Origin of the sequence: Algibacter lectus (assembly GCF_900112395.1) — a bacterium.
Taxonomy (GTDB): domain Bacteria; phylum Bacteroidota; class Bacteroidia; order Flavobacteriales; family Flavobacteriaceae; genus Algibacter; species Algibacter lectus.
The window spans coordinates 596,968-616,167 of sequence record NZ_FOLN01000001.1 but is presented as its reverse complement, the minus strand read 5'-3'; the positions used below and the strand labels follow the sequence as shown (position 1 = coordinate 616,167).

At 32.7% G+C, this 19,200-nt stretch carries 17 protein-coding genes; 9 read left to right on the top strand and 8 right to left on the bottom strand.

All coding sequences use genetic code 11. The features are described 5' to 3' along the window. Positions 1-82: 82 nt before the first annotated feature. The 7 genes from BM246_RS02195 to BM246_RS02165 are packed head-to-tail and all read left to right on the top strand — an operon-like array spanning position 83 to position 7,561. Positions 83-1,093, top strand: a complete 1,011-nt coding sequence (locus tag BM246_RS02195) for a zinc-binding alcohol dehydrogenase family protein (RefSeq protein ID WP_074935599.1) — start codon at positions 83-85, stop codon at positions 1,091-1,093. A 3-nt stretch (positions 1,094-1,096) separates the two neighbouring features. Then, entirely contained in the window at positions 1,097-2,749 is a 1,653-nt protein-coding gene (locus tag BM246_RS02190) for a UxaA family hydrolase (protein ID WP_074935598.1), read from the top strand. A 26-nt stretch (positions 2,750-2,775) separates the two neighbouring features. Then, positions 2,776-4,233 carry a tagaturonate reductase gene (locus tag BM246_RS02185; RefSeq protein ID WP_074935597.1) on the top strand — a complete coding sequence of 486 codons (1,458 nt, stop codon included), beginning with the start codon at positions 2,776-2,778 and terminating at the stop codon, positions 4,231-4,233. A 2-nt stretch (positions 4,234-4,235) separates the two neighbouring features. Next, on the top strand, positions 4,236-5,063 hold the full coding sequence (locus BM246_RS02180; protein WP_074935596.1) for an amidohydrolase family protein: 828 nt from the start codon (positions 4,236-4,238) through the stop codon (positions 5,061-5,063). A 2-nt stretch (positions 5,064-5,065) separates the two neighbouring features. Beyond that, on the top strand, positions 5,066-5,857 hold the full coding sequence (locus BM246_RS02175) for an SDR family oxidoreductase (RefSeq protein ID WP_074935595.1): 792 nt from the start codon (positions 5,066-5,068) through the stop codon (positions 5,855-5,857). Between the two features lie 36 nt (positions 5,858-5,893). Next, the gene (gene fucP / locus BM246_RS02170) at positions 5,894-7,213 is read left to right on the top strand and encodes an L-fucose:H+ symporter permease (RefSeq protein WP_042506616.1); all 1,320 of its coding nucleotides are present in this window, start codon (positions 5,894-5,896) and stop codon (positions 7,211-7,213) included. A 6-nt stretch (positions 7,214-7,219) separates the two neighbouring features. After that, positions 7,220-7,561: an L-rhamnose mutarotase gene (locus tag BM246_RS02165; RefSeq protein WP_042498888.1), complete on the top strand. Its 342-nt coding sequence runs from the start codon at positions 7,220-7,222 to the stop codon at positions 7,559-7,561. Positions 7,562-7,726: 165 nt separating this feature from the next. Here the strand turns inward: BM246_RS02165 and BM246_RS02160 are convergent, their stop codons facing one another. Genes BM246_RS02160 through BM246_RS02150 form a run of 3 tightly spaced genes read right to left on the bottom strand, consistent with a single transcriptional unit; the run spans position 7,727 to position 9,535 of the window. Next, entirely contained in the window at positions 7,727-8,455 is a 729-nt protein-coding gene (locus BM246_RS02160; RefSeq protein WP_042506620.1) for an SIP domain-containing protein, read from the bottom strand. 7 nt (positions 8,456-8,462) lie between these two features. Next, positions 8,463-9,092 carry a ferric reductase-like transmembrane domain-containing protein gene (locus BM246_RS02155; protein WP_042498882.1) on the bottom strand — a complete coding sequence of 210 codons (630 nt, stop codon included), beginning with the start codon at positions 9,090-9,092 and terminating at the stop codon, positions 8,463-8,465. A 5-nt stretch (positions 9,093-9,097) separates the two neighbouring features. Continuing rightward, the gene (locus BM246_RS02150; protein ID WP_042498879.1) at positions 9,098-9,535 is read right to left on the bottom strand and encodes a MoaF-related domain-containing protein; all 438 of its coding nucleotides are present in this window, start codon (positions 9,533-9,535) and stop codon (positions 9,098-9,100) included. 339 nt (positions 9,536-9,874) lie between these two features. Between BM246_RS02150 and BM246_RS02145 the strand changes: the two genes are divergently transcribed. Both BM246_RS02145 and BM246_RS02140 read left to right on the top strand, forming a co-directional pair. After that, on the top strand, positions 9,875-10,312 hold the full coding sequence (locus BM246_RS02145) for a hypothetical protein (RefSeq protein ID WP_042498876.1): 438 nt from the start codon (positions 9,875-9,877) through the stop codon (positions 10,310-10,312). Between the two features lie 5 nt (positions 10,313-10,317). Beyond that, on the top strand, positions 10,318-11,667 hold the full coding sequence (locus BM246_RS02140) for a type VI secretion system contractile sheath protein TssC (RefSeq protein WP_074935594.1): 1,350 nt from the start codon (positions 10,318-10,320) through the stop codon (positions 11,665-11,667). A gap of 103 nt (positions 11,668-11,770) precedes the next feature. Here BM246_RS02140 and BM246_RS02135 read toward each other — a convergent pair whose 3' ends face one another. The 5 genes from BM246_RS02135 to BM246_RS02115 form a co-directional block, all read right to left on the bottom strand. Beyond that, entirely contained in the window at positions 11,771-12,394 is a 624-nt protein-coding gene (locus tag BM246_RS02135; RefSeq protein ID WP_074935593.1) for a toxin-antitoxin system YwqK family antitoxin, read from the bottom strand. A gap of 5 nt (positions 12,395-12,399) precedes the next feature. After that, positions 12,400-13,758, bottom strand: a complete 1,359-nt coding sequence (locus tag BM246_RS02130) for a zinc metalloprotease (RefSeq protein ID WP_074935592.1) — start codon at positions 13,756-13,758, stop codon at positions 12,400-12,402. A gap of 2 nt (positions 13,759-13,760) precedes the next feature. Further along, on the bottom strand, positions 13,761-14,456 hold the full coding sequence (gene tssD / locus BM246_RS02125) for a type VI secretion system tube protein TssD (protein WP_074935591.1): 696 nt from the start codon (positions 14,454-14,456) through the stop codon (positions 13,761-13,763). A 179-nt stretch (positions 14,457-14,635) separates the two neighbouring features. Further along, a complete protein-coding gene (locus BM246_RS02120) occupies positions 14,636-15,991 on the bottom strand; it encodes a DUF5689 domain-containing protein (RefSeq protein ID WP_074935590.1) in 1,356 nt (451 codons plus the stop codon). Positions 15,992-16,012: 21 nt separating this feature from the next. After that, entirely contained in the window at positions 16,013-19,165 is a 3,153-nt protein-coding gene (locus tag BM246_RS02115) for a carboxypeptidase regulatory-like domain-containing protein (protein WP_074935589.1), read from the bottom strand. Positions 19,166-19,200 lie beyond the last annotated feature (35 nt).

Here is a 19,200-nt window from a genome sequence, read left to right as displayed (position 1 = left end):
ACAAATAGTGTTTAATGCTTATTGTTAACTGTAAGTGTTAAATAGAAAAAAATAGTTTTATTAGAAATTTTATCTACAAAAAATGAAATATATAGTTTGCGAAAAACCCGGAGAATTCATCTTAAAAGAAAAAGAGGCGCCCGTTAGAAAAGCTGGGGAAGCTTTATTAAAAATAAATAAAGTAGGCATTTGTGGTACCGATTTACATGCTTACAGTGGTAATCAGGCCTTTTTTACTTATCCAAGAATTTTAGGACACGAATTAGCTTCGGAAGTTTTAGAAATCGATGAAAATGCAAAAGGAATCAAAGCCGGAGATAAAGTTGTGGTTATGCCTTATGTAAGCTGTGGCGAGTGTATTGCTTGTAGAAACGGCAAAACTAATTGTTGCACAAATATTCGCGTTTTAGGTGTACATGCCGATGGTGGTATGCAAGAACAAATTACCGTTCCTGCTAATATATTATTACCTGCCAATAATCTTTCAAACGATCAAATGGCTATTGTAGAACCTTTAGCTATTGGCGCTCATGCTATTAGGAGAGCAGATATTAAAGCAGGAGAAACTGTAGTGGTTGTGGGTTGCGGTCCTATCGGGATTGGTATTATGAAACTCGCACAAATTGCAGGCGCGAAAGTAATTGCATTGGATATGAACGAAGACCGATTAAAATATGCTAAAGAAAGTATAGGTGTAGATTATGTTGTAAATGTGAGTAACGATCCAGTAAAGCAAATTGAAGAGATTACAAATGGCGATTTAGCCACTGCTGTATTCGATGCTTCGGGAAATAAATTTGCTTTAGAAGCTTGTCCAGATTATATGTCTCACGGCGGACGCTTTGTTTTAGTAGGGCTTTCCAAAGGAGAATTAACATACACACATCCAAAAGTACACGCCAAAGAAATGACTTTAATGTGCAGCAGAAATGCCACAACAGAAGATTTTGAACACGTTATTAGTGTATTAGATCAATTTCCGACAGAATCTTTTATTACACACAGCGTACCTTTTACAGAAATGATAGCCAATTTTGATAGTTGGTTAAAACCAGAAACGGGTGTTATAAAAGCAACCGTAAATTTCAATTAGAAGATGTCTAATAATTACGTACAAATAGATCCTAAAGACAATATTATTGTCGCCATTACGCCTTTGCAAAAAAGCATGTTTATAGATGTTGCAGGTCAAACGTTTACTTTACAAGAAGGTATTAAGCAAAAACATAAATTTGCTTTGTACGATTTTAAAGTGGGCGATGCCATTTATATGTATGGTGTTTTAATTGGAAAAGCTGTGTTACCTATAAAAAGAGGAACGGCTATTACTATTGAAAATGTAAAACACGCTTCCGCGGAATTTAACGCTTCACAAGAAAAAATATCTTGGTCGGCTCCTGATGCTTCTGCTTTTGAAAATCGCACATTTAACGGCTATCACAGAGAAGACGGAAAAGTAGGTACAGCCAATTATTGGTTAGTAATTCCGTTAACCTTCTGTGAAAACAGAAATATTGATGTTTTGGAAGGGGCACTTTCAGAACAATTAGGTTACGAAACCAAAAAAGATTTCGCTGTAGATACCGATGCATTAATTAAGCAATATAAAGCAGGAGGTTCTGATACCGATATTCTAAATACACCCATTATAACAACTAAGGAAGAAATTGAACAAAACCGAACCTTCCCGAATGTTGATGGTATTAAATTTTTAAAGCACGATGGTGGTTGTGGCGGTATTCGTCAAGACTCCGAAACACTTTGCAAGTTACTAGCGGGTTACATTACAAACCCAAATGTTGCTGGAGCAACCGTTTTTAGTTTAGGTTGCCAAAATGCGCAAATAGAAATGTTACAAAGCGCTATTAATGCTATAGACCCTAATTGTAAAAAAACGGTTCATTATTTAGAACAGCAACACAGTTCTAGCGAACGCCAATTAATAGAGGAGGCTGTAAAACATACTTTTTTAGGGTTAATGCAAGCTAATAAAATAGTCCGTAAACCAGCACCATTAAGTAAACTTGTACTAGGTTTAGAATGTGGCGGGTCCGATGGGTTTTCTGGTATTTCAGCGAATCCCGCTTTAGGTTATGCTTCCGATTTATTGGTTGCTTTAGGCGGAAGTCCTGTACTTTCTGAATTTCCAGAATTAAACGGTGTGGAACAAGACATTATTAATAGATGTGTTACCGATGAAGATTCTAAAAAATTCTACGGGTTAATGCGTGCCTATTCAGCAGCAGCTGTAGCCGTAGGTTCTGGTTTTGAAAATAACCCTTCACCCGGAAATATAAAAGATGGCTTAATTACCGATGCCATGAAATCTGCAGGAGCAGCAAAAAAAGGAGGTACATCTCCCGTTGTTGCTGTTTTAGATTATACCGAGCAGGTTACAAAATCGGGTCTAAATTTATTGTGCACACCTGGAAATGATGTAGAATCTACAACGGGTTTAGTCGGTTCAGGCTGTAACGTTGTGGTATTTACTACAGGTTTAGGAACACCAACAGGTAATCCGGTGGCGCCTGTTTTAAAGATGTCGAGCAATACTAGTTTATACGAGCGTATGAATGATATTATAGATATTAATGCAGGTACTGTTATTACTGGCGAAGACACCATCCAAACCATGGGAGAAAAAATATTAGACCATATTATTAAGGTGGCTAGTGGAGAAGTAGCTTCAAAAGCAGTTCTGCACGGTAATAACGATTTTATTCCATGGAAACGTGGCGTTTCGTTGTAAATTAGTCACAAAAATATAATTAGAAAATGACAAAATTAAATAGAACTACAGCAAACAAACCCGTACAGCATCCTGTGCGTATTATGCAATTTGGAGGAGGTAATTTTTTAAGAGCCTTTTGCGATTGGATGTTTGATGTTTTAAATAAAACCACTGATTTTAATGGGAGTGTTGTGGTTGTAAAGCCTACTAAACGCGGCGATTATACAGAGTTAAGAACTCAGGATGGTTTGTTTCATGTAGCTCTAGACGGCGTAAGAAACGGTAACTTGGTTTCCGAAGTAACTTTAGTAGAATCTGTTAGTAGTGTGATTCAACCTTACACACAATGGGATGAGTATTTAGCTTTGGCAGAACAACCTCAATTGCGTTTTGTGGTATCAAACACTACCGAAGCGGGAATTAAGTTTTCTGAAACTGATAAACTAACCGATTGTCCACCACATGAATTTCCAGCGAAGTTAACTTTATGGTTGCATCATCGTTTTAATCATTTTAATGGAGCAGCAGATAAAGGTTGTATTTTATTACCATGCGAATTGATTGAAAATAATGGCGATGCTTTATTAAAAACCATTCTACAATATGCTGAATTTTGGAATTTATCCGAAGCCTTTCAAATTTGGATTTTACACCATAATCATTTTTGTAGCACGTTGGTCGATCGTATTGTTTCCGGTTTCCCGGAAGGAAGAAAAACTGAAATCTCGCAACAAATTGGTTTCGATGATGATTTATTAGTAGCTGGAGAAGATTACCACAGTTGGGTGATTAAAGGTCCTGAATTGGTTCAAGATGAATTACCTTTTTCTAAAACTGATTTAAACGTTCAGTTTGTAAACGATTTATCGGATTACAGAGAAATGAAAGTTCGTATTTTAAACGGAGCGCACACTTCACTGGTACCTGTTGGATATTTAGCAGGATTACGTACAGTAAAGGAAAGTATGGATGATGAAGTTGTAAAAAATCATGTTTTGCAAGTGTTATCGACTGAAGTAAAACCAACCTTAACTAATTTTTCAGAAAGCGAAATTGATGCCTTTATTGCTTCTGTTATCGACAGGTTTAAAAACCCAACATTAAAACATTATTTATTAGCTATTTCATTAAATAGCACCTCTAAATTTCAAGCGCGATTATTGCCTGCTTTTCGAGAGTATACCGCTTTAAACGAAACTTTTCCGAAGCGCATTGCGTTTTCATTAGCTTGCATGATTCGTTTTTATAAAGGAGAATTTAATAATGAAACTATTGATGTTAATGACGATGCTAAGGCTTTAAAATTCTTTCAGAAGGAATGGGAAAAAGTAGATTCAGGAGAGCAAACGTTAGCCGAATTAGTTGAAAATACATTAGCAAACAAAACGATTGTAGGTGATAATTTATCTGAATACAATGGTTTAACAACTTTCATTACAGAAAAAATTAAAGCGATTGAAACTCATGGCGTTTCATTTGCATTAAACACATTAATCGATTAAATATGGTTATTGATTCGCATCAACATTTTTGGTATTACGAACCTGAAAAACACGCCTGGATAGACGATAGTATGTCGGTTATTCGTCGTGATTTTACACCTTCAAACTTAAAAACCACTTATCAAGAAAACGGTATTGATGGTTGTGTGGCTGTACAAGCCGATCAAACTTTAGCCGAAACTGAGTTTTTATTAAGCTTATCGGCTAAAAACGATTTTATAAAAGGCGTTGTAGGTTGGGTAGATTTACAAGATGAGCAAGTTGTTGGCGTTTTAGATGAATATGCTCTCCATGGTAAAATAAAAGGTTTTCGACATATTGTACAAGGTGAAGCCGATCATAATTTCTTACTGCGTCCTAATTTTATGCGCGGGATTTCAGCTTTAGAAAAACATCAATTCACTTATGATATTTTAGTGTTTCCACACCAATTAGGAGCAACTTTGGAATTCATTAAAAAATTTCCAAATCAGAAATTTGTTATCGATCATATAGCAAAACCTTACATCAAAGATGGTTTTTTCAATGGTTGGGCAACAATGATGAAAGAAATAGGAAAGCATGAAAATGTTTCGTGTAAACTATCAGGTATGATTACCGAAGCCGATTTTAAAACCTGGACTCCAGCTCAAATAGAACCTTATATGCAATTGGTTTTGAATGCTTTTGGAAGTGAGAGAATATTATTTGGATCGGATTGGCCTGTGTGTTTAGTCGCCGGAAATTACAAACAAGTAAAAGATTTAACAACAGATTTTATAGCAGGTTTAAGTACCGACGAGCAGGCCGATATTATGGGCCGAAATGCTATAAAATTTTATAATTTATAATTATGGATTTAGGATTAAAAGGAAAAGTAGTGGTTGTAACAGGCGCTGCTGGAATAAAAGGAAGTATTGGAGAAACTATTGTACAATCTTTAGCCAATGAAGGTGCAATTCCTGTAATAGTTTGCAGAAACGATAGGGGTTTTGGTTACGAAAAAGAGCTACAAGATAAAGGTATTGATGCTTTATTTGTAAAAACAGATTTATCGGATTACAAGCAAATTGAAGCGGCAGCCCAAGTTATTGAAGCTAAATATGGTAAAATTGATGCCTTAATAAATAATGTAGGTGTTAATGATGGCGCCGGTTTAGATGCTTCTATGGATGATTTTATGTATTCTCTAAAACTTAACATGGTGAGTTATTTTGCTATGACAAAATACTGTTTGCCTATGTTGAAAAAAGCAAAAGGAAACATTTTAAATATTGGGTCTAAAGTGGCATTAACAGGCCAAGGTGGTACTTCTGGCTATGCGGCATCTAAAGGTGGTGTATTTGGATTAACACGCGAATGGGCTGTAGATTTAATTCCGTTTGGTATTCGTTCTAACGCGATTGTTATTGCCGAAAGTTGGACGCCGGCTTATGATGCTTGGATTAAAACTTTAGAAAATGGCGAAGAAAAATTAAAAGCGATTGTTAAGAAAATTCCTTTGGAAAACAGAATGACGATGCCAAATGAAATTGGCGATCAATGTTTATTTACTATTTCAGGTAAATCTTCACACACAACGGGACAATTTATCACTGTTGACGGTGGTTATGTGCATTTAGATCGCTCGTTACTATCAGAATAAACAAAATTATACACCAACTAAACTAACGAATATAAAATGAGTATACCTAAGAAAATTCCTGTTGTAAGAAAAGAACTTTTACTTCCGTTTGTAATTATTACTTCACTATTTGCACTCTGGGGCATTGCGAACGATTTAACTAACCCCATGGTTTCTGCCTTTAAAAAAGTAATGCCAGAACTGTCTAATGTTCAGGCATCTTTAGTTCAGTTTGCTTTTTATTTTGGATACTTCTTTATGGCATTACCTGCAGCTTTATTCATTAGAAAATATAGTTACAAATCGGGTATTTTGTTAGGCTTAACATTATACGCTATTGGCGCCTTTATGTTTTATCCTGCGGCAGCGAATGAGGAATTTAATTTCTTCTTAATTTCTTTATGGATTATTACTTGCGGATTGGCGTTTTTAGAAACCACCTCGAACCCTTTAATTTTATCTTTAGGTGATAAAGAAACGGCAACACAACGTCTAAATTTAGCACAAGCATTTAATCCGATTGGATCGCTTACAGGAATGATTATTGCTCAGGTGTTTGTAATTGGAGCTTTGCGCTCAGACGATTATACAACCGAAGCCTACAATGCTTTAAGTTCTGAGGAGTTAGCAAGTATTAGAGAGAACGATTTAAGCGTTATTAGTATTCCATATATTGCTTTAGGCGTATTGGTTTTAGCAATTATGGCGCTTATCATTTTTACCAAAATACCTAAAACAGCCGCAGAAGATAAGATGGGATTATCAGAATCTTTCAAAAAACTATTTTCTAACAGAAATTATAAACATGGTGTAATAGCTCAAGCCTTTTATGTTGGTGCTCAAATTATGTGTTGGACTTATATTTTTCAATATGTAGATAATTTGAATGCTAATACTGGTGAGGATTATACGGCTACTTATTTCAATGTAGCGGCTATGATTTTATTTCTTGCAGGCCGATGGATTGGTACAGGTTTAATGAAAACCATAAACCCGTCTAAAATATTAATGTTATTTGGTATTGGCGGTGTTATTTGCTGTGCAGGTTCTATTCTATTGCCAGGCATTACTGGTTTAATTGCCTTAGTTGCCGTATCTATTTTTATGTCTATTATGTTTCCTACTATTTACGGTATTGCGCTTAAGGATATGGGAGATGAAGCTAAAATTGGTTCGGCCGGATTGGTTATGGCTATTGTCGGTGGCGCTTTAATGCCCGTATTACAAGGTAGTATTTTGGATATGGGCGGTTCTGGATTTGCCGATATTCAAATTCTTGGATTTATTCCTGAGGTGAAATTTTCATTTATATTACCATTAATCTGTTTAGCTGTTGTGGCCCATTATGGTTACGCTACTTATAAAACTTCAAAATAAAAACATATGAGTACTAAAAGACACTGTTTTTCTTGTGATTTAAAAGACGATTCTAAATTAATTGCAGAATATAAAGCGTATCACGCTGCAGGAAATGCTTGGCCAGAAATCACCAAAAGTATAAAAGATGCAGGTATTGTGGATATGGAAATTTACCTTATCGGAAACCGTATGTTTATGATTATGGAAGTTGATGATACGTTTGATCCTGTAAAAAAGGCAGAACAAGACGCTAACAACCCGAAAGTACAAGAATGGGAAAACCTAATGTGGAATTACCAACAAGAATTGCCTTGGGCCAAAGATGGTGAAAAATGGATGGCTTTAGAACGGGTATTTAAATTATAAGGTTAGAACGTAGTTTTTTTTTGAAAAGATATAGGGCTTATTTTATATCATGACATACATTACTAATTAAACTATAAAAGCTATAAACACAAAGTTTATAGCTTTTATAGTTTAATAAACGACTAGGGAAGGAGTTACTTCTTAATTTTAGTAGGAAAAATGCTTTTATTCTAATCCTTTTTTCTCTGGATTCCAGAACGGTTTTATATTAATATGTTTAGTATTCCAGTTTAATTCTTTTCTGAAATATTGATTTAAAGCAACACAAACACGACTGTCTCCTGCAATGTAAACCATTTTATCGCCTTTCATTTTTGGTATTATGTTTTTAACTAAATTCAAAATTTCTTTAGTTGAGTTTTGCTTCAAACTATGAAAATTGAAAGGTTTAGAACCATCACTATCTGCGAATAAATCGTTTGTATTTTCGCTGTAGATTAAACTTTCAACTTGTTTATTATCAGGTAAATTTCTGTTTATAATGTACAAATGCGACAATGCTGATAAATCGCCGATCATTAAATAACTATCGGCATTATCATTTAGTAAAAAGTTTCCTTTCTTCCATTTAAAATAAACAAAATCTCCTACTTTGGCATCGACTACCCATTGAGATCCAATTCCCTTGCTTTCTGTTGCAATTGCTAAGTCTAAAGTGCCTTCTGCTTTGTTAATATTCCAAACACTATAGCTTCTTACTTTATCTTTTAAGGTCAAGTTATCATTACCAATTCCAATTCCTAAACGTAAAAAATACCCAGGTTTAAATTCTGAGTTTTTTATAGCATCACTTTTCAGTTGAATTTTAAAAACGGAAGACGATAACATGTCCTTTTTGCTAATAACAGCCTCTTCTAAGACCACTTTTTTTAATATGTTTTCTATTAAACTCATGGTAGGGCTATTGTTTTACAGTTTTCGTCTTTAATCGTCTTTCTATAAGTTTCTCTTTTATAGTTGGTATTCTAATTATAAAGCCTAAGCCAGCAATTACAGCATAAATAATCCAAGTTTTATCTAAAATAGCAACATGAACTAAGCTTAAAAAAATGGCGAGGTATGCAAAACTTTGTAATTTTTTCCATCGCTTTTTTAGCTTTTTCATGGATTTCCTATTCGATGTAAATAGCAATGGAATAAGTATTAAAATAGCAATAAACCCAGCTAAATAGTTAAACTGAGTAAAGGTTTCTAATAGGCCTTCTGCAATTACAAATATGGTAAAGTGTAATAAACTCCATATTGCGGTTGCAATTCCCATGGCTTGCCTCACAAAAAGATTGTTTACTCCAAAAAGGATGTAAAATGGTGTTAAAGTTAATACGGCAGTCATCCAACGGATGGCAAATTCACCGGATATATGATAGAGCATTTCGAGGGTTGTTTTTCCTTCGCCTGTCGTATTTTCTACCAATGAAATGGAAATTTCATTAGAAAAATCGATATTCACCATTTTGAGAATTGCTAGTAAGGGTAATGAAGCCAACAGTGTAACAATGATCCACCCGTAATTTCTTTTGAGAACGTACATTTATATTACTTTTTTAAATGATCAATGACTCCAGTTGAGAATACAGTTTTTAATGTTCTTTCTGGTTTGTTTTCATAGCCTATAATAATAGAACTATGTATTATCATTTTATCAAAATCAAAAACTATGGTTAAATAATCTTTTTTTCCTGTTTCATGCCAATTCACTATATATAAGTTTTCTCCAATTTTACGTGATCGGTATGGAATGTCCGCGTTTCCATTACCTTTTCCTGGTCCTGAAATCCATTCATATTGTGCTTTTCCGTCGTTAAACTCCATATGTATGGCTTTTCCATCTTGATATTGGAAGTTTAAGGAATATCCATCTAAAAAATGTTCATCCTCTGCAAATTGAAATTTATTGTCGTCTGCTACTTTGGTTTGTGAAAAACCGAGACTAAATATTATAAGACTGATAAATGTTATTAATTTGAGTTTCATTTTCTTTAGTTTTAATGATGCTACAAAGATGAAACAACTATAACTTGTAGAAAAGATGAAAATGGGTGTTAAAATGGTTAAAGTTGAACCATTACTTTGTTTTAAAGAGTTTTACAAAGAATTTTAGGGGTGAACTTGGATTCTTTTTACAGTATAATTGGTGAAGTGGTTTTGCTTAGAATGTCCTTTTGAATATGGAGTAAAATAAAGGAGAAAAACTTCAATTATTGGTATTTTAAAATTTAATAAGAAATGAAAAAAAAATGAGCTTATGAGTAAAATAGTAGTAATATTCCAACTCAATTGTATATTTTTAAGATTTAATAAACTACACTAATTATGGCGATTAATTTTGGATTTGATGGAAGCTCTAAAAACAACGATGGTGTTCAGGAAATCCCGTCAAATAAATCTCTATTAATTCAAAAATTAACAGATTTACCACCATTGCTACCCGAGGTTGTAAAGGGGTTGCAAAATACCGAAGCTGTTTTTCAGCACTTTAAACCGAGTGTAAATGTCGTTTTTGATAACCTAGATAAAGGCATGGTTAAGGAAACTATTCGTTTTACGGATATGTTGGATTTTGAAGTTGAAAAAATAGTTTCAAGAAGTGAATTTTTAACAGAGTTGGAACTTAAAAAACGGATCTATTTTGATATTGTAAATAAATTACAAAATAATAGCGAGTTAAAAGAACTCCTTAAAAACAAGGATTCTAAAACAGCTCTTTTGAAAAAAATTCAAGATTTAAAAAAAGAAATAAAAAACTCATAATATAGATGTCATTAGTTCAAGATAAAAGTTCTGAAAGTGAAAATAATCGCGATTTTGAGATTAATCAATTAGAAGATTTAAGTTTTGATGTTTTGGAAACCATTATTCCAGAATTAAGATATTTGAACTCTAACAGGCCTCATGAAAAGCATAACTTTTTAAAAACATCTGTAAGTAAAAAAGATAAAGAAGAGCTTTTATTAACTCTTGATTTATGGGAAGAAATACTTAAAGAGGATGCTGAAACTGATGAGATGATAGATTCTACCTCGCAGAAAATAACAGATACCGGTTTAAATTATATTAAAAATTTAAACTTGTTGGTGCAGAAATCTAAAGATTTGGAGGTGGCGTACAAATCTGTTTCTTTGTTTTTTGAAAATACACAGAAAAAAAAGGTACATAATTTAACCATTTTAAATGCCGATTTAGAACAGCTAAAAGATTTAGATAATCCTGTGTTTATTGATGCTGTGCGCAATGAAATTAACGATGCTTATGATAGGTTAGATTTAGTTGATAATTACTCACTTTTAATTATTCCAGGGTATTTAGGAAGTAATATGGTTTTAGATAAATGGGCTAAAATAGCTCATGATAATAAAGTGTTATTAATTACAGATTTTGCTCATTTGGATGGTCCAGATGATGTGGTAGAACTATTTGAAAGTACAGACCATGTTCGAGCAGATACTTTCTTGTCGAATACCATCATGACCTGTAATTGGTTGGTTGGTAGAGGTAGGCATGATTACATTAATGAGGACGATGATTTATACATTCCGCCATCTACATCCTTAGCAGGTAAAATTTATAGTAATAAAATGTCTCAAGCGAGTGCTGGAACAAAGTTTGGTGTTTTGGCAAGAATTGGAGGTGTAAGTTTTGATCTCAAAAAAAATGATTTAGCATCATTGGAGCGCCTTGGTTTAATTCCGATGGTTTATAAAAATGGCGAAATTATAGCTTTTTCGGCCAAAACAATGTTTAATGGTGATAATTTAGGGCTACAAACTTATTCTGTGGTTAGAGTCTTTGATTACGTAAGCAAGGCGCTTATCGATTATTTTAACAGAAAAACTTTTGAGAATTTTAATGTCCGTACTAGAAAAGAATTTATGCGGGAAATAGTAGATTTTTTAGATAATAACACAGGATCGCAAAAATTGATTGAGAGTTTTGCCATAAAGCGTTTAGAACAAGACTCCCAACATAAAGATCGTGTTTACTTAGAATTACATATGGAACCTTATTTTCCTGCTAAAAACTTCTTAATTAGGTTGGATGGTAAAATTGGTGGTTCAGGCAAGGCTAATACTTGGGAAGCGTCTTATGAGCAAAAGGCTAGGGGGTAGTGGTAACTATTAACAAGGTTGAATAGTTTTGAACTTAGATATTATTTTTACTTGAAGTAACGTTTCTTTAGGATATACTTATTATTAAATTTAAAAGGTTTATTTAAGGGATAGATATTCCTTTTTTGTAAGTAACAATTTCTTTAATATTGCCTTGCTCATTATAAGTACACCATTCTCCTTCTTTTTTTCCGTTTTCGTAGTTTCCTTCCTCTTTTAAAACGCCAGTTTTGTAGTGATAATCTTTATATTTGCCATTGCCTAGAGTCCCAAATGTAGTTTTATAAAGCAATTCACCTTTTGTATTATAGACTCTATATTTGCCTATAACTAAGCCTTTATTGTAATTTATAGTTTTAACTAATTTATTTTTATGAGTGGTTTTCCATAAGCCGTTTTTGTAACCTGCATGAAAGAAACCTTTTAAATACGTGCTAGTACTCACGCCTTTTAATCCATAATTTGGAATATCGTTGCCTTCATTATTTTTTTGATATTCATATGATTTAGATTTTTCTTTCTTTTTTCTAACTAATATTAAGTACTCTCTATTTTCCAAGGTTTTTTTTTGTTCAATAAAAGAGAAAAATTCTTTACCTGATTTAATAGTAGTATTTAAATCCAATGAATTAACATGAATAGCTGGAATTAGTGGTTTCTCTCCTGCGTTTTGGCTAAAAGAGTTAATACCAATTATTAATAATATTAAAATTATTGCTTTTTTCATTTTTATTATTTTTCATTGTAAAACTTTATCACATCGTCATGCAACGCTTCCCACTGGTATTTCCAAAAAGACTCTCTAACATTGTCATAATCCATAATGTTATCTGTTGCTCCTTCCTCAAAAATATAAGGATTTCTGTAATGGGTATTCAAATAACGTCTGTATGATTTATATTGATCTTTGTAAAAATTCCATTCTTTTGAAATTTCTTCTTGAGATTCGGTTTTAATCATAGAATTTAAACGTTTATCAACTTCTATTATAAATTGATTCATTGAATAGACATCTTCTTCAGGTGACTTAGTTTGAAATGAATGTGTCAGACCTAAAACATGAGCAATTTCGTGTGCAACAGTTGTTTTATCCCAAAGGTTAGATAAATAGACAACAAGCCTTTTAGCGTCTAGCTCGCTGATTTCACCTTCTCCACCTGCTTCTTCATTATTTAAAGGTGATAAAAATAATACTAAACCTCTTTTTTTAGCTTGAATAGGATGTTGCTTTTTAAACTCTTTGTCAAACTTTTCTAATACGTCTGCACCTTTAAAAATTTTTCCTTCGTCTTGAATTAAATCATTTATAATCCATTCGCTTTCGTCTATAATAATATCATAAACCTGGCTAATATTACATTGTAGTAACGCTTGGTTTAATGAGTTTTTATTTAGATAATTTTGAAGATTTGTTAAATCTGCAGTTAAATCCCTTCCTTCCTCTCCCCAGCCTTTTACTTGTTCATTAACACCATTTTTTATTATTGTTCCTTCAAAATCTATCTGTTCTTCAATTATGTTAATGTCAATTTCTTGAGAGTTTTTTCTAAGAATACGTACAGGTGTAATGTTAAAGTGTAATTGGTCGTGATTCGCATTTTTAAATACATTTAATTTACCGACCTCATTATTATCTTTGTCTAACAATGAGATAGCAACATCATTACTCAATGGCGTTTCGCAAATTATAGTTATTTCTTTTTCGTTAGCTTCGGACACTTTGATCTCGTTCGGCTCAAATTTTATTCCTTCTTTTGACGGGAACTTTATAATATCTATATCTGTCGGAGAGCCTTCTATTTGATTTATTTCCAGTTTTAATTTTACATTTTCTTGGTTGGGAAACATGCTTAACCACGGCACAAAATACTCGTTTTCATGAATAGTTAAAGGGGTGTATTCATCTTTTAATTTTTCATAATCTTCACAATTAGTTATGTAGTCATCACGCATCCAGTCAAATCCATATTCTCCTTTATAACTACTTGGACGTCTAAAGTTTACTGTAAATTTTTTTGGCGATGCTACTTTCGGAACTTGAATAGAGGTTGAAGTATTAGGAAATCCTTTTATTGTTATTGTTTGTGCCATAATTAATCTTCTTGTAAAATTGCTTTTAATGGAATATTAACGGTATCGCCATCAATTTGAACTTCTAGTTTATCTTCTTCTAGTTTTACACCGTTATATTCATAATCTAGCTTGCTATCATCTAAATCTAACTCAAAAATTTCTCCTGCAGCATTGCTACTTTCAACTACTAAAATTATTTCTTCACCAACTTCTATTTCCTCTTTTTCAATGATGTTACCGTCTAAATCTTCAATATGATATCCTACAATTTCTGGTTCGCCTAAGGGAGTAGTATCTTCGACATCCTCATTAACAAAAGGATTACTAGGATTCCATTTTTTTTCATGAATAGTTCCTCTAACACGACTAATACCATAAGATATTATAATGTGCATATACATTGGATCATCGCCTGTAGATGAAAAATGCTCGTATAAGTTAATAATATGTGCATTGGCAAACTCAATATCAAAATCTTTTTGGAAGCCATCTCGTTTAAAAAAACGAATGTATCCTTTAAACATGCGGTCTGGATGGAACATGTAATTATAAAACAACTCGTCGTCCTTAGTAGACTCGAAAGCAAGTTGTAAAGGCTCACTAACAGGTAGTTGTGTGGGTCTGCCATTGTAATCGGCTATTTGTGAGTAAACTAGAACTGAGTTTAGTAGGTTTCGCTCTTGGCCTTCTATATATAGTTTTGCTTTAAATGACACTTATATGCGTTTTAATTAGTAGGAAACAAGGTAAAAAAAAAACCTTAATATTTGAAGATTAAGGTTTTTTTTGTGAGAATTTTATTCTTCAGAAATAACAATGTAAGTATTTTTCGGTTTTTATTTTAAAATAGAAAAAACCTTAACCGATTAAAGCTAAGGTTTTTTTTTTAAGGTTTTTATTCTTCAGAAATAACAATGTTATCTATTTGGTATTCTGTATTAGATGGAATACTACTTCTTTTGTTATATCTAAACCCAATTCTAAAACTATCTAGATTGTCAGGTATTGTTATAGTTGCTTCTTTTGCTATAAACCCATTCGTATCTTCTGTAGGTACAATATTATTGATTTCGTTATCTTCGGAAAAATTAATATCATCTCCATTTACACTATCTACAATAAATATTTCCAGATTATCACTATTTCTAGAGTTTACATTAATATTTAGATTAAATTTTAAGGTTCGAGAATTTTGTATCTGTATTTCTTTAGTGATTAGCCAAGCATCATATTTATCTGAAGAACCTCCTTGTTCTATTTCAGCAAAAATATTATCTCCCGTTTTTTTCGCTACCCAAAGGGTGAAAAGTTGTGGATCCGAAATATTGATATCAACCCATCCATCTAAAGTAATTATTTCATTAGTTTCAGTAATACTTTCAAAATCTTCATGTAGCAATACACTATCATCTATGCAGCGTTCTTCTGTAAAGTCGATATCATTAGTATCTCTAATAATAAGTTTGTTTTTTGAAAGTATTGCAGTAATTGTACCTTGTTCTGTAGGGAAGGGTAGCGCTTTAAATGTAGATAAACCGCTATTTTGTAAAATAATGGTTTGGGTATCTTCATCTGTGCAATTGATTAAAGTTTTATCCACATCACTGTTGTTATCTACATTGGCATACGTTGTGTTTAATTGCTCATCAATAATTTGCACATTCTCGATAGATACTAAAATTGTAGGAAGAGGTTCATCTGAATTAGCAGCTTCTATAATTTCGTTTATCGTTAATATTTTAGGAACAATAGTTTCTTTAGTATTTGTTCTAATAACAAAATCTTGAAAATCGTCGCCCGAAATAGGAGTAATGGCACCATCATTATATACACCAATATGTAGTTCGTTACCAACTTTCTTCATGCCTAAGCCGTTAAGTTTAATTAGCACTTCGCGACCTATTCCGTGAGTTAAAAAAATGTTATCTAGTTCAACATCTATAACAAGACCACTTTTAGCATCTTCTGTTTTGTCTTGGATATAAATTTGGTTATTTATATTAGAACTAACATCACTAGAAATAATAAAACCAGAAGTGACTAATTCTCCTCCGTTTTGTACCTGATCGAACTCAATTACATTACCTGTAAATAAATCTGTAATAGCAAGTAATTCTGTATTAGCTTCAACATCGGTTGGGTTGTCTTTATCTAAATCTGGTATGCTAATGTCGTCATTGCTAGCACAAGAAAATGTGGTGGCGATAATTAAACTAATTACAATAATGGGGTTTAAAAAGAAGTTTTTCATGTTTTGTTTTTGTTATAGTTTTTAAAATCTGTAATAAATATTTGCAAAATAGGTAGCGCCGTAACCTTTCCAGTAACGATTTCCATATAGTGGTTGTTCACGTTTAGAGTCTTCTAATAAGGCATCATATTTTATTTGTCCTTGAGTTTCATACCCACCTAGTTCATGTTTTTGACCTAAAATATTATTTATACCTGCTTTAAAGCCAATGTGGTTATTATTAATTTCCCAATATTTTCCACCAAATAAGTTAATAGTTAGGTAGTTGTCTAGTTTTTCTTGCTTTAATAATGCTGTAGCATCTTGAGTGTTAAAGCTTTCAAATACAGCACCATCTGTATCTAAGAAAAAATCGCGCGATCTAAAGTAAGGGTTTATGTCTACATAGCTACCGGTAAAGTAATTACCCATGGCCTCAAACCACCAGTTATCTTTATCTTTATACTCAAAACCTATAGAATACACATTAGATGGCGTACCAGATACGTGTACATTTTTTAAAGCGGCTTCACCTAGGTTTTCAACATGACCTTCAGAAATAATATATTGTAAATTGGCGTTTTTTGCATACCTAAAATCGCCTATGGCTACAGCACTTTTTAGGCTTAGCGTTTTTAGTAATTTGTAAGCTAAACCAAGTTCTACACCCATATATTTTTTATCTACATCTGTAAGCACTTCTTGTATGGTAGACGATGTGTTTTGGTTGAAACTAGACCCTAAGAAAGTTCTGTTTGATATACCGTCGGAATTTTGATTAAAATAAGCAGTGGCACTCGCCTGAAGTAAAGGGGAACTATATTCGTATTTTATTTCGGCCGAAAGGTTTGTAGTTTGTACAATATCTATAAACTCTTCTAAACCACTAATATCTTCACTAGTTAATGTCCCTGAAGGCAACGTATTGAAATCAATAGTAGAGAAATCTCTTGGGTTATCACTTTCTCTAGCATTTAAAAATATGTTATTTAGGTTTGGTGCATTTTTACCGTATAAAGCTCTAATGCTAAATTTGTTTTCTGAATTTACTTCAACACCAACACCTAATTTTACATTGTAGTCTAAAAATGTATATTCTTCTCCTTTGCCTAAAGACATATATGGAGATTTTCCGTTTTGATAATTACCATCTCTGGTATTATTAGAGTATTTAAGGTTTGCACCAATAAAAGCATCAAATTGGTCGTACTTATAATCTGCTTGAAGAAACCCTTTAAAGGCTACTCTATTTAAGTCGTAATTATATCTAAAATCATCATCAGTAGAAACTATTCGGTTTGGGTTTAATAAATCGGATTGTATTTCATCTCCAGAACCCTCAATAGTATTAACATCCAAATAACCTTGACCTCCTAAAAGGTTTTTTATTCTAGCGAAATTGTTTGTGTTATAATTTTCGTAACCTACCGAAGCGTTAATGTTTAAAAGCGAATTTATTTTAAAATCTGCTATAGAGTTAACCGAAATATTAGAGTGCTTTTCAACATCTTCGTAAAGTGCATAAATAGAAGTGCTTAAATTACTATTAATATTAGTATCAAATAAATCGAACCAATTAATTTGACCATTATTCTGAAATGCTTCTCTTGCTAAAGTAGCACCTTCATAGTCTGGGTTATCGGCATCTGCAAAGAAAAAACTTGGTAGGGCAGAAGCTCTACTTGGGTTTGGATCTTCACCAAAAGAATCCGAAATATTATTAGCATTATCAATACTAGCACCATTAAAATCTAAACGACTTCTAGCTTTAGTGCCAAAACTATAAGCTACATTAGTTTGAACTTTAGTATTAGGCCCCAAGTTTAGATAATGATTTAACATTAAAAGGGGTTGCGATATACTTTGAGCACTAGAGTTGTGAATTTCGTCGTTTACTGTTCCCCAGTTACTATTGTACTTATTATCTTTAAGGTTGAAAACTTCGTTGGTGTTTGCAGATCTTCCATTACGGCTAGTTGCATTAAAAATACCAGTAAAGTTAATAGCATTATTAGTATTTATTCTAGATTCTGCACTAATAAGAAGCGAGTTAGAATCGTATGGTGTACCATCAAAATAACCTTCGTTAAAAGCAGTTCTTTTTGTTGCAGAAACAGCTAGTGAAAATCCGTTAGCATTTCTTCCAGTGGCATACGTCGCGTTCACGCCATGAGAAAAACGTCGGTTAGAAGAGAAGTAAGAAACTTTACCACCTTTTCTTTGAGAAGATGCTCTGGTGTCTATATTTAAATTTCCTAAAGTACCACCTAAACTATATTTAGATGAAGATAAACCAAAACTTAAATAGTTGTTCTGCATAGCTTCCTCTAAACCACCAATACTATTCCATTCGGTATCTCCATTTAAAGGCGAGTTATTCACCACACCATTAATCATTACTTCGCCATTTGATCCATCTTGTCCTCTTACTTTATAAAAGGCAGAACTAAATTGAGTGGCCGCTGTGTTTAAGAAAATATCGCTTGAAGATTGATAGAAACCAGCATTATTAGTAACTGTATTATTGTCTGCGTATAATTGGTCTTCTGTAAAAGTATTTATTTGCTGGTTTTGTATATCATAAAGATCATTTCCTAAAGTGATACCATCTACATAGGCAATTTTACCGCTATTAATAAAAATGTCGTACATTTTTGGTGTGTACTCATCTTTAGCAACTTTTATTCTAATAGGTCCTTCAGGAACATTACCGTTAAAAACAAAGTAGCCATCCTCATCTGTTGTGGTTGTCATAAAAGATCCTACAATGTTTATTCTAGCATCTTTAATAACCTTTTTGGTTTGTTTGTGAGTTACAGTTCCAGTTAGGGAAGTACCAGATAATATTATTTTTTTATCTTCGGGATCTTCATCTTCCTCTTCTTCAATATAGAGATTTATATCCTTAACATTGGCTACTTTGCCTTCAAAAATTTCAATTTCAAATCTTCGAGTTACATAACCAACTTTTCTTATTATAACGGTAATTTTACCAATAGGTAAATCTTCTTCAATAATGAACTCTCCAAGAGCATTTGTTTTTTGAATTATCTTAGTGTTTTCAATTATAACGAAGGCATCAGTAATAGGTTTTTTACTAATATTGTCTATTGTATTTCCTTTTAATGAGGCTAATTGAGACCATCCAGAGAAACATACACAGAAGAAACAAAGTGTGTAAAAAAATCTTATCATTTAATTTAAATTTTTTAAATTTTTCGAATATACGA